The sequence below is a fragment of the Pantoea sp. 1B4 genome (assembly GCF_016925765.1).
Classification (GTDB): domain Bacteria; phylum Pseudomonadota; class Gammaproteobacteria; order Enterobacterales; family Enterobacteriaceae; genus Pantoea; species Pantoea agglomerans.
Genome location: NZ_JAEUWZ010000001.1, coordinates 2,358,138 through 2,378,915, shown reverse-complemented (window position 1 = coordinate 2,378,915; position 20,778 = coordinate 2,358,138). Strand labels below are relative to the sequence as shown.

The following is a 20,778-nucleotide window of genomic DNA, read 5'->3' as shown; positions in this document are numbered from 1 at the left end:
ACGTCCCTGTCTTAATGCGGTAGACGGCGATTATGAGGTGTGGGCTAAAGAAGTGGCAGGCATTACCCGCGCCTGGACATACCGTCACTGGAGCGGGCGGGGAACAGTCGGTATCATGGTGGCGAACAGCGACCTGATTAATCCGATCCCGGATGCCGCCACGGTGGCCGCCGTCAAAGCCTATATTGAACCACTGGCCCCGGTAGCCGGTGCAGACATTTATGTTTTCGCACCTACGCAGCACACGGTTAACTTCCAGATTCGACTCAACCCGGACACCGCAACTGTGCGCTATGCCGTTGAGACTGAGCTCCGCTCAATGATGCTGCGCGATGGCGGTCCTGAGAACGTGCTGAAGCCGTCACGCATCAGTGAGGCCATCAGCATCGCAACCGGCGAGTACAGCCACACGCTGGTCAGTCCTGCAGCTGATATCACCATCGGTAAAGGCGAGGTGGGTGTGGTGGGGACTATCTCATGGAATTAACGGCGCAGTATCGCCGGATGCTGGGCGCACTGCTGCCACGCGGCCCTGCGTGGGACAGTGAAGACCTGCTGCTAACCGGGCTGGCACCGTCACTGGCAGAGGTACATGGTCGCGGTGATGCACTGATGCTGGAAACGGACCCGCACTCAGTGACGGAGTTGATTGATCGCTATGAGAACATCAGTGGACTGCCTGACAGCTGCGCACCTGCAGGTGTTCGGACGCTTCAGCAGCGGCGGCAGCGGCTGGATGCAAAGCTTAATCTGGCTGGCGGTATCAATGAGGCATTCTACCTGGCCCAGCTTGAGGCGTTGGGTTACACCGGCGTCACCATTACTCGCTACAACAAAAGCCAGTTTACCTGCCTGTCTGTTTGTACTGACTCACTTTACAGCGATGAGTGGCGGTACTATTGGCAGGTAAACATGCCTGCTTCCACGCAGATAACCCCAATGACGGCCATCAGTAACTGCACGGACAGTCTTAGAACGTGGGGAGACACTATCGCTGAATGCATACTTAACAACCAGGCACTGTCACATACCTACGTTATTTTCAGATACCCGGAGTAAAAATGCATCGTATTGACACATCTACCGCGCAGGTGGATAAATTTGGCGCGGGTAAAAATGGCTTTACCGGCGGTAATCCTCAGGCCGGTGAACTGCCTACTGCGCTGAATGCAGATTTTTTTGATTCAGTTCAGGAATAAATAGCTGCGGTTATTGAGGCGGGGGGCCTGACGCTTACCAAATCTAACAGGGCGCAGCTGCTCGCCGCCATGAACACGGTGGTCGGACCCGGACGGCTGATCAATGTACAGATTTTTAAAACCAGTGCCATTTATAAAAAAACGCCAGGTACGATAAATGTTATTTCCGAGGTTCAGGCCGCAGGTGGTTCGGGAGGCAACACTGGGTATTCAGGGTCATCAACCGTTTCCCTGGCTACCGGCGGTAGTGCAGGTGGTTATGCAAAATCAAAACTATCAGTAGATCAGATTGACGGACAACTTATTACAGTAGGTACGAGGGCAAATCGAATAGTGGATTACCCGCATCGGGTAGCGTAGGAGGCGACTCCTCAATAGGCAGCCTTATTTTATGTAAGGGTGGCAGCGGTGGTTACGGCCAAGAGCAGTCAATACCGCCGTTCACCTGTACGGGTGTTCTGGGTGGTAACGCAACGGGCGGGAACATTGTTAACACCCCCCGGAGGGAGTTCTGAACACGGCGTATCTCTTAGTACCGGATCAAACTTTGTTGGTAAAGGCGGAGATTCGTTTTTCGATAAAGGTGGTTTCAGTCGGGCAAATAACAACTCAGTCGGAAACGATGCCAATGGATTAGGTTCTGGTGGAGGCGGCGCAGTTGGCGGACCTAACAATGCATTAACCGGCTACAAAGGTGGCGCGGGTGCTGATGGCATTGTCATTATCTGGGAGTATGCATAATGTCAGTTTCATCTTACGCATTGATTAAAGACGGCGTTGTAGTAAATGCAGTCCTGTGGAACGGAGAAGGTGACCTTTTCCCTGAGTATGAAACTTACGAGATAAAAGAGGAGGATCAGGTCGGCCCAAGCTTTACTGCAGAGAAGGACAAAAAAGGTAGCTGGGTATTTACTGCTCCGGTAGTTGAAATCACCCCGGAAGAGCGGGCACAGAAAAACCTCAATATTGCGCAGTCGGAATACAATCACGCGTCAGCCCAGATCACCGCTCTCAACCAGCGAATTGAAGATGAGGATTATAGCGGCGAGTTAACGGAAGCGGCGGTGGCAAAGTCAAAAGCTGAATTGACTGCTTACCGCAAAGCTCTGAGAGCCTATATTGCTGAAGCATCTGGTCGAGATGTTCTTCCAAAAGGGCCTGTTAATAAGCTAATAATGTGAAAGTCTTCTGAGAAAGTAAAAATGAGACTTTAAAACAGGGAGGGTAGACGGAGATAAGGGCGGACATGCCGCCCGGACTTTTAGTTGATATAATTTATTTTAATTCGTGGAGAAAATGAGTTATTTTCGTTTGTTGGGCTATATTCCCACAAAGCTAGGGGGGGATGAATTGTCATCTTCAAAAAAAATTAAATTTTAATGTGATTTTTCTATTCTCTACCTTTAAACCCTGCGGTAGGTTAAACTCATAAAAAGAGTTATCCTGCTGTTTGTGTGTGTTAACAAAAGTTTCTTGGCATTTCTCTACGCTGCAAACCTTAAGATTTACCGTGCCTTTAGCTTTGTTATTATAATTTCCAAAATAGATGAGCATACTGCTAATGTTCCCATTAGGCACTGAAAGGGCATAAGGGGGGCTGTGAGCTCCCCAAAATATTTATGGGTCTTGAGTTTTTCAATTCGTCAGGAGAATTGATTGTTTCAAATGTAAATTTAGGGTGAATATAATGATTGCTGATTGCTGAATGAACTGTGTAAGTTGATGCAACTAAAATTGATGACAATACTAGTAATTTTTCCAGATTCATCCTTTCATAAGTGTGAAAGCAATAACCAAATATAAGTGCAGGTATGATAAAATACCTTCCTTGGACACCAACTATCTTCTCGGTAGGGAATGAGTTCCATTGAGCAAGTAAGGCGGGAAAAATCAATAATAATGAAAGTGCTGATAAGATGAAAATAAAATACGATGTTGCTTTGTCATTCGACTTTCTAAATGACATTACGGAGATTACTAATGCAGTCAAAATTATAACAAAAAATAAAGAAAAAGAAGTTTTAGAAATTGGCGCATCAAGCCAACCTAGCACACCTATCATAGATGTTAAATAGAATATTAATGTATTGACGTCAGTTATAGTATTGAAGAATGTTTTAAAGAAGATTAAAGGATTTTTCAGGTAAAAAATGACTAACTCAGTATTGCTATAACCAGGATGTCGACCCATGCCAGCGTCGTGTACATTCAAAAGATTATATGTGGTCCATGAGAGGGTGGTAACTAAACATAGTGCCAGAAATAAAAGATTTGAAAGTTTCCTGTTTTTATAAAAAAGCCACAAAGGCATTAATGACATTAATAACAAGTTTGCGCGACTACCAACTGCTGAAAATATACAAATCGACATTAAGAGAGCAAGCCCGTTGTAGTTTTTTATCTCTTTGTCAAAAAAGAAGCCTCATAAAGCATGACATGGCTAGAACAGTAAATGCCATACTAAGGCCATCAATAGTTGGTGACATCAACTGAAAGACAGACATTGGGATTGTTAAAAAAACAAGGGTTAATAATGGTATGGGGTAAATATAATAGGCAAGAATTAGTATTATTAAACATGCTGCAAAAGTTACTACATTAGTAAATAAATATGATGAGTAAAGGTTGAGATCTAAGGCTTTGCTAATGTAAAAGCCGAGAGCCTGTGGCAGGTAAACGCTGGGAGTATAAAAACTAACGTTGGGCATCCCTTTAGCTAAATAAGCATGGCTCCACTTAAGATTTTTCATTTCTTCTAATGAATCATTGAGATCTCCAAGGTGTGTTGCACTCAATGTTGAATTGAAGAGATTAGCCATTTTATCTAATGATATATCAACTTTTGCGCCGGATGAACCATCTGGAGATATTGGCTTAAGTATAAAATATCCTTGGAGAATACCGTCTGCCCGGCTCAGATGGAACCCTTCATCAGGTGAGCTAAAAGGGGGCTTCACAGTTAAAACCCATGAAAAAAGTAACATAGATGCCAGGAAAATTATGACCCCAGTTCTTACTCGCACGCTATTTTTCCTTAAAAATAAATATTTTAGATAATGTAAAGTTAAAAACCAATCCGGCAATGCTACCTATTGCGGTGGCGAATATAATATTCTCTGTAGTATGCGGTCTTGAAGATATTATTAAGCTGTAACATATCAAGTTAGCTGACCCACCTATACACATACTTACTGCATATTTGGAGAACTCAGTGATGAGCCCATCACTTCTATTAGCTTTTTTGAATGTGATATTGCGATTAAGTAACCAAGTGGTAATTACTGCGAATGAGAAAGAAATAATTCGGGCACCATATGCGCCAGCATATGATTTCAATAGCAGTACAAAAAAAAGTATCGACTAAAAAGCCTGATACCCCTACAGCACCAAATTTTATTATTTCAGTTATGACCTTGCTCATATTTTAGCTTAATGAGTTGGTAATGAGTAAATATGAAAGTCTCCGGCTCTCATGACGAGCAACGTTAATGTTATCTAAAATAAGACCGCAGGATAATGTCATTAGCCCGGCAAGCATGAGCATTGCAGATAGAACGGCTGTTGGTAATCTGGGTACTAATCCGGTAAGAAAATAGTCGGAGAAAATCGGTATAGCAAGAATAATTGATGTTGTTGAAAGTAATACGGTCAAAATGCTAAAGAAATACAAAGGTTTTTCTCGCATGAAAAGCTTTATAATAGTTTTTAAAATTCTTAATCCGTCTTTATAAGTTGAAAGTTTACTTACTGAACCCTCTGGCCTTTCTCCATATAAAGTTGAAACTTCACCATAGGGCATTCTTAATTCAAGGGCATGAACAGTAAGTTCAGTCTCAGTTTCAAAGCCTTGAGATAATGCTGGAAAAGATTTTGCATATCTTCGAGTAAATGCTCTATACCCTGAAAGCATATCTGTAAACTTACCGCCGAAAATAGATGTAACACTGCTTGTTAGCATCTTATTACCAAACTCATGGCCTAACCGGTATGCTTTAACTTTTTTTATCAGACACAACTTTTCGACAACCAACTACCATGTCAAGGTTATCATCAATTAACTTATCGACTAATTTATGGACTGAGGATGCATCGTATGTGGCATCACCATCGACCATTACATAGACATCTGCGTTAACGTCAGCGAACATTCTTCTTACAACGTTGCCTTTACCTTTTTCATACACAGAGATTAGCGTTGCCCCGGCTTTTAAGGCTTCTTCTTTGGTTTTATCAGTAGAGCAGTTATCAAAAACATAAGGCTCAATCTCAGGCATGTGTTTTTTAAAGTCAGTAACTACTTGAAAAATAGTTGTTTCTTCATTATGGCATGGTACTACCAAAGCTATTTTTAACCCACGATAATGCATTTCATGCTTTCCTTAATGTGATCTTGAAGAAATTTTACTAAAAAATATTAATTTTGTCGTGCAACCCTACTAATTTTTTTTAATAAAAATTGGGTTAATGTATTGTTTACTTTAAAATATTCTCGAAAGAGGAGTGCATGGCGCTTATTTCTTCGAGGATAGGTTTGCAAGATTTGAGATTAGAACCTTTTCGTTGCCCCTACCTGTGTAAAACTCTTATTCCTCAAATGCTTACAAATCTGAGAACTTGTCTGCTTGATCAAACATACCGATCGATATTACTGTTTATTAATACAGTATTTGTCAAGGAAGGATTTGTTATGGCGAGAGAGAGTGACATACATGCGACCTTCGTTGGAGCGATAACGAAGGACAGCAAGGGGCGGCAGATTGTCACCACTGCGGCATTCCAGAAGCGGCTGGATGACCTGAACCACGTATGGACGCTGGCAGAGTGCAACCGGTGGATTCGGCGTTACCAGAACTTCTTCTTCGAGCTGGTTACCGAGGAAAGCGAGAATAAAACCTGGTCGTTACGCAACATGGGATATGTGAGGTAGATATGGGATTTCCATCACCTGCGTTGGACTAAATAGAGCGGCGCATCGACCTCAACGACGTGCTGATGCCTCACCGGAACAACATGTTGCTAATCGAGACACCTGACGGGTTCTCGCTGGCTGACAAATCACTTAAGCCAGCGCCGGGAGACAAAATCGCATTCCATATAGGTGAGTTCCCGCAACTGGGCAGATTGTTCACTACAGGCATCATCACCTGAGACGGCGAGACGATCGACGGAGAGGGCATGGAAGGGATTATCGTGCTGGGGAAGGTGACGGCCGAGGTCGTGTCCGTCTATGAACCGCTGCGGCCGACGATTTAACCGTAGCACACATGTAGCACAAAAAAATACCGCAAATCACCTCAAAACCACCACTACGGCAGTTTGTGACTTGCGGTATGTCTCTGTAAAACCACGCTTCAATGCACAGCAACCTGATATGCTAAATATTCAAAGTGAAATTATGAATATGCAGGTTTAGTGAGCTGATTCCATTGAGCAAGGCACGCCTGCGTGGTAGCGATTAGGGCAGTGGATTGCCAGCATCAAGGCCGATCACTTTGCTGAGTCTATGACCCTGTACTGGCGATAATGCAGGTGTCATTGACTATACTGCTCTTTATTACGAGCCGTGCAGCAGGGAACTCACTCTTCGGTGCAGACGACCCGACCCCTCATCACCTATCAGCAGGACGCCAGCCCAATGCTAAAAAAACTTATCCTTATCGCATCGTTAATCAGCTTATCTCTTCCAGCCTTTGCTGCCACGCAATGCGGGCCGTTCTATCTTAAACCTGACAAGAGCGGCTGGTTCTCGGTGAATGGAGAACGCGCAAAAACGCAGAAAGTCACCTTTGCGAAAGAGAAGGGCGATTACGACAACGCGACGGTCAAACTGCTGGTGAAAAACAGCAAAGCGCCGGGGATGGTGGATATGGAACTGACGAACCGTGAGGGTAAAGGGCTGTTAAGAGCTGAAATCGTCCGCACCAGCCAGAGTCAGATCCGCATACGAGGCGCCTATGATTGCGAACCGGCTAAATAGGCTGAGCTTCGACTGCCTACTGCTGAACATGGCATAGCCCGGAAGCGGGCGTGATAAAAGCCTTTGAGTATAAGAGTGCGAAAGTTTGTCAGGCAAGCGCTTATGCTCGGGCTGGCCTGACAACTTATTCTGTCTCCTGGTCGTCTATCCTGCATCACGCACATGGCGACGATGCCTCTAACTCGATGTTTTGCACCGCGCGATCATCCCTGAAACTGCTGTGCTGATATCTGATGCTTTTGGATCATAGTAAAATGTCGCACTGGTCTGATGAGGGCTGAACTTTGCAATTTCAACCCAGGCCACGGTTTCATTATCCTGCTCAAGGTTATATCGCTTCGTGCCATCCGGCAGAGGCTCATCCTGCTCCAGATAGAGTCTTTGATCCTGTGCTGCTACGCTAAGGCAGGATTCAACCTGAAAAGGATGACCGTCGAAATAAGCGGTTTTTGTTGTCGGGTGTAATCCAACCCGTCCCATATCTACGCATCCGCCCATCAGACTTATGCTCAGGGCAATAATGATCTTCTTCATGAACTAAACCATCATGGTTATTTTGTTGGCCAATAATATCCGGATATTGATCGTATCGCTCATTTTAATCAAAAATCTGCGCTTAATATTGCTAGCGTTACGGACTAAATGTAACATTCTTCGCAACGCATTATGATGTAAGCAATGAGCATAAACAAAAGGTAGCCGCATCAGATGACTCACGCTGCCTGCTGCTGTTAACCGTTGTCAGGTGAATGTCAGGTAAATATCACTCTATACCCGTTGCTCATCATATCGTTAGTCTGCTTTGAGGTGGATGCCCGAAAATCATTGCCTGCAGCCTTTGTTAGCCAGTTTATTATAAACATGGATAGTTTTACGCAGTACATTACACACACATCAGGTTCACTAAAAAAACGACCCAGTAAAAGGCGTTATACCTCTGTTGTGTTACGCATGTTGAGGTGTCCTGATGAAAATCCTTACTACTTAAGTGCCTCTGAATATTATGATTTATGACTGTTTTTTGTACTACGATGAAGACATCTTGCTTGAGATGCGTCTGAACACGCTTGAGCATGTTGTTGATCGGTTTGTCATTGTGGAATCACGCTATACCTTTACCGGAAAACGCCGGGAAAAGCTTCATTTTGATATTGAGAAGTTCGATCGTTTCCGCGATAAAATTATTTATATTGTTAACGATATTGCGCCCAGATTTTATCAGGAAGCCTTTAAATCGAATAGTTCTCTGGTTAATGCGGGTGAGACTGATCCCTGGGAAAATGAAGCCACTGCACGTAATCAGATTATGCAGGGGCTGGCCGGCGCGCAGGATGATGATATTGTTATTGTGTCAGACGTCGATGAAATTCCCCGACCCGAGGCGATAAAAGCATTCAGTCCTCAACATCTTTGCACGACGCTGCATCAGCAATATTTCAATTTTAAATTTAATGTCCGGGTTTTAAATGACGACGGCACACCGCGCTGTGCCACCCTGGCAAAAATGGTGACCTGTAAAACGCTGCGAAACTTTTTTTATGGGACAACCGGAATTGCTTCGCAATGTTAAGCGTCGTGGAACACCGATACGCGAGAACTGGTTGCGCTGGAAGTGGCTAAATTTCCGGACGAAAACCATTAAGAACGCAGGATGGCATTTTTCCTGGGTAATGAGCGATGAGCGCATCAGTGAAAAAATGTCTTCGATTTCTCATACCGAACGTAACTGTCCCGAATTTAACAATCCGGATCATATACGGCGCTGCGTTGAGAACAATATTGATATCTGGAACCGTCCGCGAAGGATGGAGATCGTGCCGGTGACATCCGAACATTTTCCAGCCTGGCTGGTTGAGAATCAGCACCAGCTTGCCGATCTCATTAAATCTTAACGCTGACCAGCGCGCCCAGCGGGCGCGCCTCTCGCACATCAGCTTGCCTTGTAAGGATCTTTTTTGTCATCCTGGCTGTCATCATTTTTGCGCGGCACTTCACCATGATCTTTCGGCGCATCAGTAGCGGGATGATCATCTTCCTCGTATGCATTACCAGCGTTTGGCGCGGCTTCCGGCAGGCTTTTGCTGACATCACCTTCTTTCTTACGTTCTTCATTCGTATTGTGCTTAAACATAACTCTCTCCTTTTATTCCAGTCTCTTAAGTTTAGACCAGCACTGACATCCCGCATGCGCAGCGGATTAATGAAGAAAAAAAGCCCGCCAGCGGCGGGCTAATCGGAGTTTCTCTCATACTGAACACGTCATTTTTCGATGTTTGGGTGTGTACAGCAGGTTCATGCTAACCGGGAATCCCTGATCCTGTAATGGACAAACCTGTCATGTCGCTTGCGGCAGGTCACATTCCCGTCGATAAACAGATCGATAAATAAATTCGATTGAACGGATTAGCAAAAGGCATATAGTGGCCTGCGTTACCAGGAGATAGAAATTATGTTAAGAGACTATTTAAAGATTGAAGCTGAAGATCAGTTAATCGAACAACGCTCGCTGAGCCTGAAAAATCGTGGTCAGGAAGAGGTCACCGAATGGATTATTGTAAATAGCCAGGGAGTTAAAAAAAGGCGGCGTAACCCTGTTCGATAAACTCAGTACCCGCCGCTCATGGCCCGTCAATTATCGCATTATGCAGACCGATCTGCAGGGCAAAGTGGTAGTAGATCAACTGACCGATGCCCTGTAGTTGCCCGGCTATAATCTCAGCCACTGTTGTACGATGAAAAGTGAACCCGCGCCCGGCGGGTTTTTTTATGGCTGGCGGTAGCGTCGCAGTTCCACCAGCGTACCAATCAGCTTCAGGCTGTCCCGGCTGGATTGCAGCTCAGGGAAGTTGATATTGACCGGTGCCAGTTCAAACTGCATGACGCCATTTTCACTGCCGCGCTGACGCCAGGTGCGTAGCAGCACGACCTGTTGCTGCAATGCCAGCACGCAGTCGCCGGGCTGAGGTGACTGCGTGGGATCGATGATCACCACATCATTTCGCAGAATCGCGGGCGTCATCGCCTGTTCTTCCACCCGGAAGGCAAAGCTCTGCTGTGAAAGCGCCATGTCGTTGTGCATCAGCAGTTCATGCCTGACAGACCCGGCCTCGCTCAGCCATCGCGACACGTCGCGCTGTGCAAGCAGTGGGATCTGGTGCAGACCACTCCAGGCGCTTTCGCTGAAAACAGGACCATCCCCATCTATCAGAAAAGCCGGTGCGCAGCCCAGCGCTTCGGCGAGCCGCAGCAGGTTCTCACCGCGCGGCAGCGTCTCTTCTTTTTCCCATTGCGAAATCGCCACATGGGACACTTTTACCTGTTGCGCCAATTGCTTCTGCGTTAACTGCAGCGATTTACGTCGGAGTCGGATGCGGTCACCCAGCGTTTCGTTTTTCATAAGCTTGACTTTTTGGTTGAGAGTGACTTAAGTATACTTAAGCCTGGTATTTAAGCAATCTTAAATTTCATGCGGGGGGACGTGGCTAAGCAGCACGCAGTAAGTTCCAGAGACCTTACCGTACAAAGGGGTGTGGCATGGAAAGTAGTCTGATTACCAGTATGGGTGCGTTAGTTCTGGGTGGGGGGGGCAGCAGCACTGTTCTGGAAACCGTTATTGGCGGGAATTGCGTCAATCGTAACCAGTAATCGAGCCGGCGGCGAAATTATTACCAGCTACAAAGAGCAGGTGGTGTTGCTGAAAGAGAGCAACCTGCTGATACGGGAGGAGAACGATGAATTACGCGAACGGCACGACAGGAATCTGCGGCGTATCTCGACACTCGAAACGGATCTTCGGTTAATCAAGAATGCGGTAGGGATTTTACTGGCAATGACCGAAACCGATCAGAACGATAAATTTCGTAATGAGATTGATCGGCTTATCTCAACTCTGGAGGATCGCAGTGATGGCCACGATTAATAGCACTAAGACACCGATGTCTTACCGGCGCAAAGTTATTCTCGGCTGCGTATTGCTGAGCTGTTCGATGATTTGCATCCTGATGACGATCATTTTTCTCTACGTCAGTAACACCGCAAACAAGCGGGTCGAGGAGATTCGGGCGGATTACCGCTTAATTGCGGCGCGGCGTGATGACAGAGTGGAGCTGCTGACCGATCAGGTTGCAGCAATACAGCACAAGCTGGATGCAATACCGGATCGCATAGCCGACAAAACGGTCATAAAAGTCAAAGAGGTCGTCACTGAGAGTGAGGTGCCAGCCGTGAAATCCGGTCATAAACCATAACTTCCGATTATTCTTAATGCGGCTTCGCTATTATCGACTAGTTTTAAATATCCGGGCAACATTTTGTACCTGAATGCAGGCCCGCTGATTGGCCGGTTGATGAACCGCTAAGCCTACTCACTTTGGATAGATGACCAGAAGGAAATTTAGCATGAGCGATTCAACAGAAACCAAGACCAAAACTGAATATCTGCGTGACGTGACTTCTCAGCTAAAAGAGATGCGTCACTATGCTCAGACCAACACCGAAACCCTTTCCAGCCAATGGTTAGCGTTTGATGCGGGTGAGTATAAAGACAAGACCAACGCCGACCGAATCGATGCGTTGCTGAATAAGCAGGGTAAACTGCTGGAAGATCTGGATGCCGCGATTCAGGACATCGAGATTGAAGTTAATCACAGCGAGCAGGAGAGCTAAGTCATCTCCCGCTAACTGATGTGGTGGCCGTTAAGGGATTAATCGGCCACCAGCCACATTTCCGCTTCGTCGAACATCTCTTCAACAATCCGCGCAACCGTCGCTTTATCGTTCTTACTCAAATCAGTATCAATCGCGTTACGTTCCATCGGCTTGACCTTAACTTCAATGTCAGGAAACACCCGATGCACCCGCTTTTCCAGCTCCTCACGAATCATCTCGCGAGCACCCGGTAAACCGGCAACGTTGCGCTTGTCATAAATCAACTCAACAAACATGATGGCAATCCATTCAGGGCAAAATCGCTGACATATAATACTGTAAATAAAAACAGTAGCAAGGCAGCGCGCCTGATTTCGTGTAAATTTTTATCTCGCATAAACCTCAATCTTCGACTAGCAAAATGCGCACGCATCGCGACATAATGGCGGCTTACTTTTAGGAGGTCCGCGATGCGACAACTGGTAATTGATATTCTGCTAAAACTGGCAAAGATGGACGTCGATGCAAAAGAGTTGACGGCGCAACTTGAAGCGCAGTCCCTGCTGGTTGCGGCGCTGCTGGTGCAGGCGAAACAGGACAACTCGCTGACTATTTCAGAAACGGTGCAGGATGCCATTGTTACCGCTTCGCAATCTTCGACCGAGTTTCTGCAGTCTGATGTGGATCTGCTGCTGACGCATATTAATCGTCTGCTGGCGGTAGCGAGTTATGTTGAAGTAAAGGGTAAAGCGACGGAAGGTGAAGGGTAGGGGCGGATAAAAAAATTCGCCTCTGGAGGTGGAATTGAGACAACACCTGCAGAGGCAGTGCATCAGCACTATTCGTTAAAGGACAATCACGACCTGAGTCGCACGCCGAAGTTATACACTTTCCCCCGGTTAGTACAATTTTATCTGCAGTGCCGGAACTGGTTGGAGGTGTTTGCAATATACAACTTCAGCGCGGCCCTGATTAGAGCTCGTTTTTGATGCAAAACTCTTCCCAGCTCATCCCCAGCGACTCAGCATGAGATTTGAGATAAGTCTCGATAGCTTCAGCCGCCACCGCTTTATCCGGCTCAGCGAGCTGAATAGAAAAGATCATTCCATCCAGATTCTTCTGCCGCAAAAAAGGCCGCATAGATGCGTTCGGCATGCCATTCGCGCAGCTGTCGCAGTGACAGGTTAGCCGCACGGGCATCGCTCTCCGTTAATTCATCAAGTGCAGACTGAAAGTCGGGATGCGCGGTAAAAAACATCTCGCGCGCCTGGGCATAGTAGGCTTCTGGCGTTTTCATATTCATATTCCTGAAAGTCTGTTGCAGCGCGTCAGTGTAGCGGGTTGTCTTCCGCTTGTCAGGCGTGACAAAGGCCGGAGTTTGCATCAGTTCAGCCTCTGAACTTCCGGTCAAAAACCTGACCGTGGAGCTCATTGCGGGATAAATTCTGGCGCAATCAGGGTCTGCGTAGTGTTTGAACACCCAGATACCTTGCGCAACGCGGTGGAAAAATTATAACGTAGCCGCCATTGATGGGATCTTAGGGATTAAACATGAAAAAGTGGATGCTGATTGCCGCGCTGGCACTGAGTGGCTGTGCACAAATCAACGATTATGAAAATGCGGTGCAAACGCCGGCGCCCGCTGATCTGCAGGGAACCTGGCAAACCGTCGGTCCACAGAGCAGCCTGATCAGCGATAAGGCGATAGCCAGTGTGATCATCAATGCGGATGGCAGCACGCTGGACTGCCGTCAGTGGATGCGGGTGATTGCGAAGCCGGGCAAACTGACCCGGTTAAGCGGCGATTATGTCAACGTCACGCGTCAGGTGCGGGTGATGCCGCTGGTCGTGGAGAATGGCGAGCTGAGCTATGACAGGATGACTCTGCGTAAAGTGGCGCGTCCGACCGTTGAGTGTCAGCAGGCGCTGGAAGAGGTGGCGAAACAGCCGAAAGCCGCCGTGATTCAGAACATCGAACCGCAACTGCTGCGCACACCGATTACAGAAAACAACGCGAAGTCATAACAGCCGGACCATAACAAAACCGCCCCTACGGGCAGAGCGCACTTCACGCTTCTGCCTGCCGGGGCGGTTTGAGTTTTGAGTCATTTCTTCGGCAACGAGCTTATTCTGCCACCACCCAGACGCTGACACTGCCACCGTTACAGACAAAGACCGCCGTGCCGTGCTCGTCGGCAGTAATGGTCTCTTCCCGATTCCCCAGATGATCGCGCCAGACCTTACCGGCAAAACCTTCTCCCATCGGCACGCTTTTCTCACCGGCATCGCCGTTCGACATGATCACCACACAGCCTGGCTGTGTTTCGGTGCCGCTGCGGCTGAAGGCCACGCAGTTTGGGTGATCAAAATAGTCGGTCTGCACACCCCAGCCATACTGCTGGCGCGCCCGGATCAATCCTTCCAGTTCAGGGATCACCGGCATCTCAATTTTGTGCTTCTCGCCGTCGCCGCCTTCATCTTCATAGGTCGCCCCGAACAGATCGGGATAGAAGATGGTGGGCACACCCTGCTCACGCAACAGGATCAGCGCATAGGCCAGCGGTTTAAACCAGGCTTCTACCGGTGCTTCCAGCGACTGCAGCGGCTGGGTGTCGTGGTTAGCCACGATCGTCACGGCATGCCACGGATCAGCAACCACCAGCGAGTTAGCAAAAATCTGGCTCATGTCGTAGGCGCTGCCCGCGGTTGAGGCCTGGTGGAAGTTCATGTGCAGTGGCGCATCAAACAGCATGGTTTTGCCTTCCACCTGATGCACATACTCCTGCAACTTCTCCGTTTCAAACGACCAGTATTCCGCGACGATAAACATCGGCTCCTCAGCAACCTCCTGAATATGGTCAATCCACTCTTTGTAGAACCAGGCCGGGATATGTTTTACCGCATCCAGACGAAAGCCGGTGCAGGGCACCTGTTCCATCACCCAGCGCGCCCAGTATTTCAGCTCTTCCCTGACCGCGTTGTTGCGGAAATCGATGTTGGCGCCCATCAGATAGTCGAAATTACCCAGCTCGTTATCAACCTGGTCGTTCCAGCCTTCGGCGGTGTAGTCATTGATGATTTTGAATACGCCGTTTTCGTCCGGATTTTCGATGTGGTCTACGCCGCTAAAGCATTTGTGGTCCCAGACAAATTTCGAAAACTCTCCGGCGCGTGCCGGAAAAGTGAATTTCGTCCAGGCCTCGCACTCGACCACTTCGTCGTAGATTTCATCGCGGTTATCGGGATTGACGCGGTTAACGCTAATCGTCTCTTTTTCGTCGGCACCCATTTTGTGGTTCAGCACCACATCCAGCAGCACCCCAACGTTGTGACTGCGCAGGGCTTCTGTTGCCGCCAGTAACTGCTGTTTGTCGCCATATTTGGTGGCAACACCCCCTTTCTGATCAAATTCACCCAGGTCAAACAGATCGTAGCTGTCGTAACCGACAGAATAGCCCCCCCGAATCCCCTTTGTAGCACGGTGGCAACCACGCCATGGTGATACCTATTTCGCTGAGCCAGGCCGCACGATCGGCGACTTCCGGCCACAGTTTGCTGCCATCCGGGTAATACCAATGGAAAAACTGTAATAACGTTGGGTTTTGCATGTACCACACTCCAGGGGATGATGAAAATCAAGTATGGAGTAAGCGGCAAAAAAAGAGACGCCGCGCAGAAAAATAAATCTGGCGGCGTGACAGAGCAGGGGGTCAGGAGAGGGTTTCGTGCGGCACCATAACAACGCCGCCTTGATTGCTATAAGCGGACATCACCGATTTCTGGCGACTGTTCTGACCCACCAGTGAGGCCAGCTCATCCATCCGCGCCTGCAGCAGACGTTTCACTTCACATTCGTTATCGAGAATACGGCGCAGCACCGGACGTAACTGCTCCTGAGTCTGTGCCGACGGCGACACGGCTTCCGTCGATTGGGCTAAGCTCTGCACCGCACTGACATATTCCATCTCCCTGCTGATCAATTCATCCCATTCGCCTTGTGCTGCATGACGCAGCATTCCCTGGCTGAGATCGAGTAACTGTTGGTAAACGGTAATCAGATGCGGTGCAGTAGTCATTAAACGGCGTCCTGAATCAGGTTAGGTTGAACCACTTCTTTCCACGCGTCCGCGATATTGCGCAGCAGGCCTTCGACTTCCTCGACCGCTGCAACATCATTGTGCAGGTTGGCATGCAACAGGCGACGCGTCATGTAGTTGTAAAGATCCAGCAGATTATCGGCCAGCTCATCACCACGGTTTTCAGTCAGGCCCTCTTTCAGGCCCGCTTCGATAATATTGATCGCTTTGGAGATCGAGTTGCCTTTGCCTTCAATATTGCCATCCTGCATAAACAAGCGGGCGCGGATTAACGCGCTCAGGGCACCGTCGAACAGCATCACAACCAGCTGCTGCTGGCTGGCGCTCATCACGGCGCTTTCGACGCCAATTTTTGCATAGGCTTTGGTGCCTGTAGCGCTGTACATGGTCACTCCTGTTATTTTTTAGACGAATCGGACGTGTCGAACTGCTGCGTCAGATAGGTGCTGGTCGAGTTGAGTTTACTGATGGCCATATCCAGCTGAGTAAATTGCGTTTTATAGCGTGCGATATCGGCATCAATGCGATCGCTGGTGGTGTTATAGAGGGTGGTTAACTTATTCAGTGTTTTACTCACGCCATCGGTGGCGGACTGAATAATCCCTTTAGTAGCCAGCCAGTCAGTCAGCTTGCTGTCGATTTTAGCGGCGATACCGGTTTTACCGTCACCTACGATCATTGCTTTCACGCCCGCAGCATCTTTATCCAGTGCGCTGCTCAGCTTGGTCGAATCCAGTTTTAATGAACCGGTGGTGGGATCGGTGGTGACACCAATCTGACTCAGTGATTTAAAGGTAGATGTGCTCTGCGAATTAGTGAGCATGCTTTTCAGCTGCGTCTCAATCGTCCGTAACGTACTGTCACCCAGCAGGGCACCATTACTGGAGTCCTGTGCATCGCTGTTGGTATCCACTTTGGTGAATTTGGTCAGGGTATTGAACTGATCCAGCAAAGTATTGTAGGCATCCACCCAGGCGCTGATGGCGCTGGAGGATTTTGAGGTGTCTTTGGTAATCGTCAGCGTCTCATCGCCAACTGTCTTCGCGGTCAGATTTAAAGTAATCCCTTCCAGCGCATCGCTAATCTGATTGCTGCTGTTTTCAATCGCAACATTGTTGACCGTCAGTTTGGCATTCTGCGCAGCGACGCTCTGGGTCATCACGTTGCTGCTGGCGCTGGCGTCAAAGCCCACAATCCCCTGTAGCGTGCTGTCACCAGTGACGGCGATTGTTGCCACCGCATTGTCGCTGCCGGTTTTATTGGCGCTCATTGAGAGGCGGAAGCTGCCGTCTGATACCTTAATGATGCTGGCGGTAACGCCGGCATTGGCGCCGTTGATGGCGTCACGCATGCCGGTCAGCGAAGTCTGATCGCTGGAGAGCGTGATGCTTTTGCTGGTGCCATCTTTTAAGGTAATCGCGATGCTGCGGCTGGCCACGGAGCTGTCGCCCAGCGCGGCGGTGTTACTACTCTGTACGCCTGAGGTCAGAACCTGCGCCTGTGCCAGCTGCGAGACGTTAATGGCATATTTACCGGCTACGGTGCTGCCAGAAGTGGTCGCGCTGAACGCTGTGGAGCTACTGGCCGCAGTCGTAGCGGTAAACAGGTCAGCACTGTTCAGCTTGGTATTAGCAGCCTGGAAAGTTGTCAGTGAACTTTTCAGGGTGGCGTAAGCACTGAGCTTGGCCGTATAAGCTGTCTGCTGAGTAGAAATAGGTTTGAGTGAAGCTTTTTCAGCGGTAGTCAAACTGTCAAGCATGGTACTGAGTGGCAGGCCGGAACCCACACCGAGGTTGCTTATACTAGCCATATTAATTCCTTTATAAGGTCGACAGAAAATTGATACCTGGGTTATCGGCCTTGAATAAGGAAAGTTTAAGGTTATTTGCCTTAGGGTAATGAGGTAAATAAGCACTATAGAGAAGGGTAATTCAGCGGCTAGAAAATTAATGAATTAAGCCTAAAGAAGTTCGGGCGGGTGGCGATAACTTAAAACGTGACAGGTTGAAGCAGAAAAATTCGCCTGGTACTAAAAAAATTCTAAAGGTTGTTAAACGGCAGACGATAACAACTTTGACGGCGCTGAAGCCGGCGGGTTGAAGCCCACACCTTAACCGAAAGACTTGATTAACAGGAAAATTCATCATGGCCCAAGTCATTAATACCAACAGCCTCTCGCTGATCACTCAGAACAACATCAACAAGAACCAGTCAGCTCTGTCTACTTCAATGGAGCGTCTGTCTTCTGGTTTACGTATCAACAGCGCGAAAGATGACGCTGCTGGTCAGGCAATTGCCAACCGTTTCACCTCTAACATCAAGGGCCTGACTCAGGCTGCTCGTAACGCTAACGACGGTATCTCTGCTGCGCAGACTACTGAAGGCGCACTGTCAGAAATCAACAACAACTTACAGCGTGTTCGTGAACTGACTGTACAGGCTTCAAGCGGTACCAACTCAGCTTCTGACAAATCTTCAATCCAGGACGAAATCAAATCCCGTCTGAGCGAAATCGACCGCGTATCTGGTCAGACTCAGTTCAACGGCGTGAACGTGCTGGCTAAAGATGGCTCAATGAAAATTCAGGTTGGCGCTAACGATGGCGAAACTATCACCATCGACCTGAAGAAAATTGACTCTTCTACGCTGAAACTGAACACTTTCAACGTGAATGGTCCACAGGGTACACCTACTGCTGCTGCAGCTGCTGACTTCCAGAGCGTTTACGGTTCTACCAGTAACGTATCTAAAGCCACTGTTGCAGAAGGTACTGCTAACAGCCTGGCGACTCGTCTGGGTGTTGCTAACGCAAACGTCACTGTTACTGCAGACAAAGTCTATAAAGATGACAACGGCAACCTGTTCGCTAAAGTTAACGTGAAATCAGCCAGCGATGCAGAAACCAACAGCCTGAAAGCGAACGGTTTTGACATTGCTAACGGTGCAAACCAGGACTTCTACGTTGCAGTTGATGCGAAGGCTGCAGTAACGACTGCTGGTGGCGATACCGCTGCGTTCACACTGGATACGGCTAACATGAGCCTGTCTAACGTGACCTCGGGTTCAACTTCTGATCCACTGAAAAAGCTGGACGAAGCGATTGCCAGCGTTGATAAGTTCCGTTCTTCACTGGGTGCGATTCAGAACCGTCTGAACTCAGCCGTGACTAACCTGAACAACACCACCACTAACCTGTCTGCAGCACAGTCTCGTATTCAGGATGCTGACTACGCAACTGAAGTTTCAAACATGTCTAAAGCGCAGATCGTACAGCAGGCTGGTAACTCAGTGTTGGCTAAAGCTAACCAGGTTCCACAGCAGGTTCTGTCTCTGCTGCAGGGCTAATCACCCAACTTATAAAAGACAAACCCCGCTTCGGCGGGGTTTTTTTTATGCCTGCGATTAGCCTGTTTTTGCCCTGTTTCTCTGCCAATCAATCTCCCCCGCGTTCCTTTATCCTCACAGTAAGACTCTTTTTTAAATGCCTTTGTTGAGCAGGTAAATAATGAAAAATATTACTGTCGTGGAACCGCTCTTTGTCAGCGCCTTCAAATGTATTGGCAGTGAGTGTCGCGATCACTGCTGTAAGGGCTGGGATATCCACCTGGATAAGCCCACGGTCAATCGCTATTTAAAATCCTCGCTGATTGAAATCAAAACGCTGGCAGTTGAAAACATCACCACCACCCGCAAAAGCTTTGCCAGTTGGGGAACTATGAAGCTTAATGCTTCTGGCAACTGTGCATTTATGGATGAAAATCGCCTGTGCAAAGTGCATTCCCGGCTGGGTGCTGCCGCACTGAGCAACACCTGTGCGACCTATCCCCGAGCGGCGAACACCTTTAAATATGAACAGCAAAAAACGTTGGCGCTCTCCTGTCCGGAGGCGACCCGGCAATTATTAGCCTCACCTGACGCGATGCTGTTCGGGGAGAGCATCAGGCAACAACCTTATGGCAATAAAGCTAAAGATCTCGATCAGCAAAAGAAACTGCTGAATCTGATGTGTCTTAACATCATTAAATTCAGCGGCATTCATCTTGATGAAGGGTTTTACGCGCTTGCCAGCTTTCTGCTGGGTGCGGAAAGAGTAAGCCCTGAAGAAGACTGGCTGGTCCAGATGGAGCATCATTTTTCTGATGTCCTCAACAACCTGACACAGGGTGAAATCAGGCTGCAGCTTGACCAGGTTAAACCTGACTATAACCTGCAATGGTCTTTACTGTTGAGATTGCAAAGCTGGTTCAGCACCATGGCCGATAAGCGCGCCTTTCCTACCCTGAATCACTACGTTAATAAGCTGATTTACATTCAGGCCGAAGGGGCCAAAACCGATGACGTCAGTCAGCCAATGATCCGGCTGGACAACGTCTGGCAGAAGCAGGTTATGCCCTGGCTTGCTGAACGGCCATGGATAATGAATAACTATATTCAGTACCGCATTTATGATGATTTCTTCCCTAATAACGAAAATCGCAGCCCGTTACTGAGCTTATATCTTCTGACGGCAGAATGGTTCCTGCTTAAATCACTGATTGCGGCCAATGTTGAGTTGGTCGGAACCGTCAGTGAAGAGGATATTATTAATATCATCTACAGCTACCACTCAATAACAAAACATACGCCACAGTCGGTGATGGCGTTTCTGGCCGAGATTGATAAGGTCAAGGTCAATGACGATTTGTCGCTGATTTATCTGCTTAAATGATCTGAGGCGATGCAGTTTCGCATCATCGGCATCGCCCATTTGTCCCTGATAGCTACGGGCGGGCATTAGCTAATCGCTAAAAGAATTGCGGCTGGTGTGCTGGCTTATTTTTATGCCAGCAGCTCCAGGCAATGCAACGCAATTTAACAC

22 protein-coding genes and 7 pseudogenes are annotated in these 20,778 nt (G+C 48.0%); 17 read left to right on the top strand and 12 right to left on the bottom strand.

Annotated elements, in window-relative coordinates; all coding sequences use genetic code 11:
- Window positions 1–22: 22 nt before the first annotated feature.
- The 6 genes and pseudogenes from JNO11_RS11650 to JNO11_RS11625 all read left to right on the top strand — a co-directional run.
- Window positions 23–487, top strand: a pseudogene (locus JNO11_RS11650) (baseplate J/gp47 family protein); the annotation flags it as partial.
- On the top strand, window positions 478–1,059 hold the full coding sequence (locus tag JNO11_RS11645) for a YmfQ family protein (protein WP_010670849.1): 582 nt from the start codon (window positions 478–480) through the stop codon (window positions 1,057–1,059). The pseudogene JNO11_RS11650 and the gene JNO11_RS11645, both read left to right, overlap by 10 nt.
- A gap of 2 nt (window positions 1,060–1,061) precedes the next feature.
- Window positions 1,062–1,199, top strand: coding sequence for a hypothetical protein (locus JNO11_RS11640; protein ID WP_010670848.1), 138 nt, complete (start codon window positions 1,062–1,064; stop codon window positions 1,197–1,199).
- Window positions 1,200–1,268: 69 nt separating this feature from the next.
- Window positions 1,269–1,559, top strand: coding sequence for a hypothetical protein (locus JNO11_RS11635; protein WP_138919679.1), 291 nt, complete (start codon window positions 1,269–1,271; stop codon window positions 1,557–1,559).
- A gap of 126 nt (window positions 1,560–1,685) precedes the next feature.
- The gene (locus JNO11_RS11630) at window positions 1,686–1,940 is read left to right on the top strand and encodes a hypothetical protein (RefSeq protein ID WP_325177314.1); all 255 of its coding nucleotides are present in this window, start codon (window positions 1,686–1,688) and stop codon (window positions 1,938–1,940) included.
- The gene (locus JNO11_RS11625) at window positions 1,940–2,380 is read left to right on the top strand and encodes a hypothetical protein (protein ID WP_325177313.1); all 441 of its coding nucleotides are present in this window, start codon (window positions 1,940–1,942) and stop codon (window positions 2,378–2,380) included. The genes JNO11_RS11630 and JNO11_RS11625 overlap by 1 nt, the downstream gene beginning before the upstream one ends.
- A gap of 389 nt (window positions 2,381–2,769) precedes the next feature.
- Here the strand turns inward: JNO11_RS11625 and JNO11_RS11620 are convergent, their stop codons facing one another.
- From JNO11_RS11620 to JNO11_RS11610, 3 genes and pseudogenes are all read right to left on the bottom strand, one after another.
- Window positions 2,770–3,519, bottom strand: coding sequence for a DUF2142 domain-containing protein (locus tag JNO11_RS11620; RefSeq protein WP_325177669.1), 750 nt, complete (start codon window positions 3,517–3,519; stop codon window positions 2,770–2,772).
- Between the two features lie 88 nt (window positions 3,520–3,607).
- Window positions 3,608–4,222, bottom strand: a complete 615-nt coding sequence (locus JNO11_RS11615; RefSeq protein ID WP_325177312.1) for a DUF2142 domain-containing protein — start codon at window positions 4,220–4,222, stop codon at window positions 3,608–3,610.
- Window positions 4,223–4,623: 401 nt separating this feature from the next.
- Window positions 4,624–5,566 (bottom strand): annotated as a pseudogene (locus JNO11_RS11610) (glycosyltransferase).
- 320 nt (window positions 5,567–5,886) lie between these two features.
- On the opposite strand from JNO11_RS11610, the gene JNO11_RS11605 reads away from it, so the two are divergent.
- Window positions 5,887–6,126 carry a hypothetical protein gene (locus JNO11_RS11605; protein ID WP_325177311.1) on the top strand — a complete coding sequence of 80 codons (240 nt, stop codon included), beginning with the start codon at window positions 5,887–5,889 and terminating at the stop codon, window positions 6,124–6,126.
- A gap of 708 nt (window positions 6,127–6,834) precedes the next feature.
- A complete protein-coding gene (locus JNO11_RS11600; protein WP_010247645.1) occupies window positions 6,835–7,176 on the top strand; it encodes a hypothetical protein in 342 nt (113 codons plus the stop codon).
- A gap of 177 nt (window positions 7,177–7,353) precedes the next feature.
- Here the strand turns inward: JNO11_RS11600 and JNO11_RS11595 are convergent, their stop codons facing one another.
- Entirely contained in the window at window positions 7,354–7,710 is a 357-nt protein-coding gene (locus JNO11_RS11595) for a hypothetical protein (RefSeq protein WP_010670841.1), read from the bottom strand.
- Between the two features lie 469 nt (window positions 7,711–8,179).
- Between JNO11_RS11595 and JNO11_RS11590 the strand changes: the two are divergent.
- A pseudogene (locus tag JNO11_RS11590) lies at window positions 8,180–9,068 on the top strand (benzoate transporter).
- 38 nt (window positions 9,069–9,106) lie between these two features.
- On the opposite strand, the gene JNO11_RS11585 reads toward JNO11_RS11590, so the two are convergent.
- Window positions 9,107–9,307 (bottom strand): hypothetical protein, encoded by a 201-nt coding sequence (locus tag JNO11_RS11585; RefSeq protein WP_010247636.1) that lies wholly within the window; start codon window positions 9,305–9,307, stop codon window positions 9,107–9,109.
- A 318-nt stretch (window positions 9,308–9,625) separates the two neighbouring features.
- Between JNO11_RS11585 and JNO11_RS11580 the strand changes: the two are divergent.
- Window positions 9,626–9,875, top strand: a pseudogene (locus JNO11_RS11580) (hypothetical protein).
- Window positions 9,876–9,940: 65 nt separating this feature from the next.
- Here JNO11_RS11580 and JNO11_RS11575 read toward each other — a convergent pair.
- The gene (locus JNO11_RS11575) at window positions 9,941–10,573 is read right to left on the bottom strand and encodes a helix-turn-helix domain-containing protein (RefSeq protein ID WP_187494764.1); all 633 of its coding nucleotides are present in this window, start codon (window positions 10,571–10,573) and stop codon (window positions 9,941–9,943) included.
- Between the two features lie 137 nt (window positions 10,574–10,710).
- On the opposite strand from JNO11_RS11575, the pseudogene JNO11_RS11570 reads away from it, so the two are divergent.
- From JNO11_RS11570 to JNO11_RS11560, 3 genes and pseudogenes are all read left to right on the top strand, one after another.
- A pseudogene (locus JNO11_RS11570) lies at window positions 10,711–11,095 on the top strand (hypothetical protein).
- Window positions 11,082–11,423, top strand: a complete 342-nt coding sequence (locus tag JNO11_RS11565; protein WP_061703843.1) for a hypothetical protein — start codon at window positions 11,082–11,084, stop codon at window positions 11,421–11,423. The pseudogene JNO11_RS11570 and the gene JNO11_RS11565 overlap by 14 nt, the downstream one beginning before the upstream one ends.
- A 151-nt stretch (window positions 11,424–11,574) precedes the next feature.
- Window positions 11,575–11,841, top strand: coding sequence for a hypothetical protein (locus tag JNO11_RS11560; protein WP_010670837.1), 267 nt, complete (start codon window positions 11,575–11,577; stop codon window positions 11,839–11,841).
- A 38-nt stretch (window positions 11,842–11,879) separates the two neighbouring features.
- Here JNO11_RS11560 and JNO11_RS11555 read toward each other — a convergent pair whose 3' ends face one another.
- Window positions 11,880–12,119 (bottom strand): DinI-like family protein, encoded by a 240-nt coding sequence (locus tag JNO11_RS11555; protein ID WP_003854508.1) that lies wholly within the window; start codon window positions 12,117–12,119, stop codon window positions 11,880–11,882.
- Window positions 12,120–12,293: 174 nt separating this feature from the next.
- Between JNO11_RS11555 and iraP the strand changes: the two genes are divergently transcribed.
- Complete coding sequence (iraP, locus tag JNO11_RS11550) at window positions 12,294–12,593, top strand: anti-adapter protein IraP (RefSeq protein WP_010247621.1); 300 nt, start codon at window positions 12,294–12,296, stop codon at window positions 12,591–12,593.
- 202 nt (window positions 12,594–12,795) lie between these two features.
- Here the strand turns inward: iraP and JNO11_RS11545 are convergent.
- Window positions 12,796–13,120: pseudogene (locus tag JNO11_RS11545) on the bottom strand (DUF6388 family protein).
- 254 nt (window positions 13,121–13,374) lie between these two features.
- Here JNO11_RS11545 and yedD point away from each other — a divergent pair.
- Window positions 13,375–13,848, top strand: a complete 474-nt coding sequence (gene yedD / locus JNO11_RS11540; RefSeq protein WP_010247616.1) for a lipoprotein YedD — start codon at window positions 13,375–13,377, stop codon at window positions 13,846–13,848.
- 100 nt (window positions 13,849–13,948) lie between these two features.
- Here the strand turns inward: yedD and amyA are convergent.
- The 4 genes and pseudogenes from amyA to fliD all read right to left on the bottom strand — a co-directional run bounded on the left by amyA (window position 13,949) and on the right by fliD (window position 17,730).
- Window positions 13,949–15,431 (bottom strand): annotated as a pseudogene (gene amyA, locus JNO11_RS11535) (alpha-amylase).
- Window positions 15,432–15,533: 102 nt separating this feature from the next.
- Complete coding sequence (fliT, locus tag JNO11_RS11530) at window positions 15,534–15,899, bottom strand: flagella biosynthesis regulatory protein FliT (protein ID WP_033758046.1); 366 nt, start codon at window positions 15,897–15,899, stop codon at window positions 15,534–15,536.
- On the bottom strand, window positions 15,899–16,306 hold the full coding sequence (gene fliS / locus JNO11_RS11525) for a flagellar export chaperone FliS (RefSeq protein WP_022625484.1): 408 nt from the start codon (window positions 16,304–16,306) through the stop codon (window positions 15,899–15,901). Before fliS ends, fliT begins: the two co-directional genes overlap by 1 nt.
- 11 nt (window positions 16,307–16,317) lie before the next feature.
- The gene (fliD, locus tag JNO11_RS11520; protein WP_325177310.1) at window positions 16,318–17,730 is read right to left on the bottom strand and encodes a flagellar filament capping protein FliD; all 1,413 of its coding nucleotides are present in this window, start codon (window positions 17,728–17,730) and stop codon (window positions 16,318–16,320) included.
- Between the two features lie 335 nt (window positions 17,731–18,065).
- Here fliD and JNO11_RS11515 point away from each other — a divergent pair, with 335 nt between their 5' ends.
- The gene (locus JNO11_RS11515; protein ID WP_137227759.1) at window positions 18,066–19,265 is read left to right on the top strand and encodes a FliC/FljB family flagellin; all 1,200 of its coding nucleotides are present in this window, start codon (window positions 18,066–18,068) and stop codon (window positions 19,263–19,265) included.
- 160 nt (window positions 19,266–19,425) lie between these two features.
- Window positions 19,426–20,628: a flagellin lysine-N-methylase gene (gene fliB / locus JNO11_RS11510; protein WP_022625487.1), complete on the top strand. Its 1,203-nt coding sequence runs from the start codon at window positions 19,426–19,428 to the stop codon at window positions 20,626–20,628.
- Window positions 20,629–20,778 lie beyond the last annotated feature (150 nt).

What these genes read in the sequence shown, in the direction of transcription:
- JNO11_RS11645 (WP_010670849.1), top strand. Translation starts at nt 478, where the DNA reads ATGGAATTAACGGCGCAGTATCGCCGGATGCTGGGCGCACTGCTGCCA.
- JNO11_RS11640 (WP_010670848.1), top strand. Translation starts at nt 1,062, where the DNA reads ATGCATCGTATTGACACATCTACCGCGCAGGTGGATAAATTTGGCGCG.
- JNO11_RS11635 (WP_138919679.1), top strand. Translation starts at nt 1,269, where the DNA reads ATGAACACGGTGGTCGGACCCGGACGGCTGATCAATGTACAGATTTTT.
- JNO11_RS11625 (WP_325177313.1), top strand. Translation starts at nt 1,940, where the DNA reads ATGTCAGTTTCATCTTACGCATTGATTAAAGACGGCGTTGTAGTAAAT.
- JNO11_RS11620 (WP_325177669.1), bottom strand. Translation starts at nt 3,519, where the DNA reads ATGTCATTAATGCCTTTGTGGCTTTTTTATAAAAACAGGAAACTTTCA.
- JNO11_RS11605 (WP_325177311.1), top strand. Translation starts at nt 5,887, where the DNA reads ATGGCGAGAGAGAGTGACATACATGCGACCTTCGTTGGAGCGATAACG.
- JNO11_RS11600 (WP_010247645.1), top strand. Translation starts at nt 6,835, where the DNA reads ATGCTAAAAAAACTTATCCTTATCGCATCGTTAATCAGCTTATCTCTT.
- JNO11_RS11595 (WP_010670841.1), bottom strand. Translation starts at nt 7,710, where the DNA reads ATGAAGAAGATCATTATTGCCCTGAGCATAAGTCTGATGGGCGGATGC.
- JNO11_RS11585 (WP_010247636.1), bottom strand. Translation starts at nt 9,307, where the DNA reads ATGTTTAAGCACAATACGAATGAAGAACGTAAGAAAGAAGGTGATGTC.
- JNO11_RS11575 (WP_187494764.1), bottom strand. Translation starts at nt 10,573, where the DNA reads ATGAAAAACGAAACGCTGGGTGACCGCATCCGACTCCGACGTAAATCG.
- JNO11_RS11565 (WP_061703843.1), top strand. Translation starts at nt 11,082, where the DNA reads ATGGCCACGATTAATAGCACTAAGACACCGATGTCTTACCGGCGCAAA.
- JNO11_RS11560 (WP_010670837.1), top strand. Translation starts at nt 11,575, where the DNA reads ATGAGCGATTCAACAGAAACCAAGACCAAAACTGAATATCTGCGTGAC.
- JNO11_RS11555 (WP_003854508.1), bottom strand. Translation starts at nt 12,119, where the DNA reads ATGTTTGTTGAGTTGATTTATGACAAGCGCAACGTTGCCGGTTTACCG.
- iraP (WP_010247621.1), top strand. Translation starts at nt 12,294, where the DNA reads ATGCGACAACTGGTAATTGATATTCTGCTAAAACTGGCAAAGATGGAC.
- yedD (WP_010247616.1), top strand. Translation starts at nt 13,375, where the DNA reads ATGAAAAAGTGGATGCTGATTGCCGCGCTGGCACTGAGTGGCTGTGCA.
- fliT (WP_033758046.1), bottom strand. Translation starts at nt 15,899, where the DNA reads ATGACTACTGCACCGCATCTGATTACCGTTTACCAACAGTTACTCGAT.
- fliS (WP_022625484.1), bottom strand. Translation starts at nt 16,306, where the DNA reads ATGTACAGCGCTACAGGCACCAAAGCCTATGCAAAAATTGGCGTCGAA.
- fliD (WP_325177310.1), bottom strand. Translation starts at nt 17,730, where the DNA reads ATGGCTAGTATAAGCAACCTCGGTGTGGGTTCCGGCCTGCCACTCAGT.
- JNO11_RS11515 (WP_137227759.1), top strand. Translation starts at nt 18,066, where the DNA reads ATGGCCCAAGTCATTAATACCAACAGCCTCTCGCTGATCACTCAGAAC.
- fliB (WP_022625487.1), top strand. Translation starts at nt 19,426, where the DNA reads ATGAAAAATATTACTGTCGTGGAACCGCTCTTTGTCAGCGCCTTCAAA.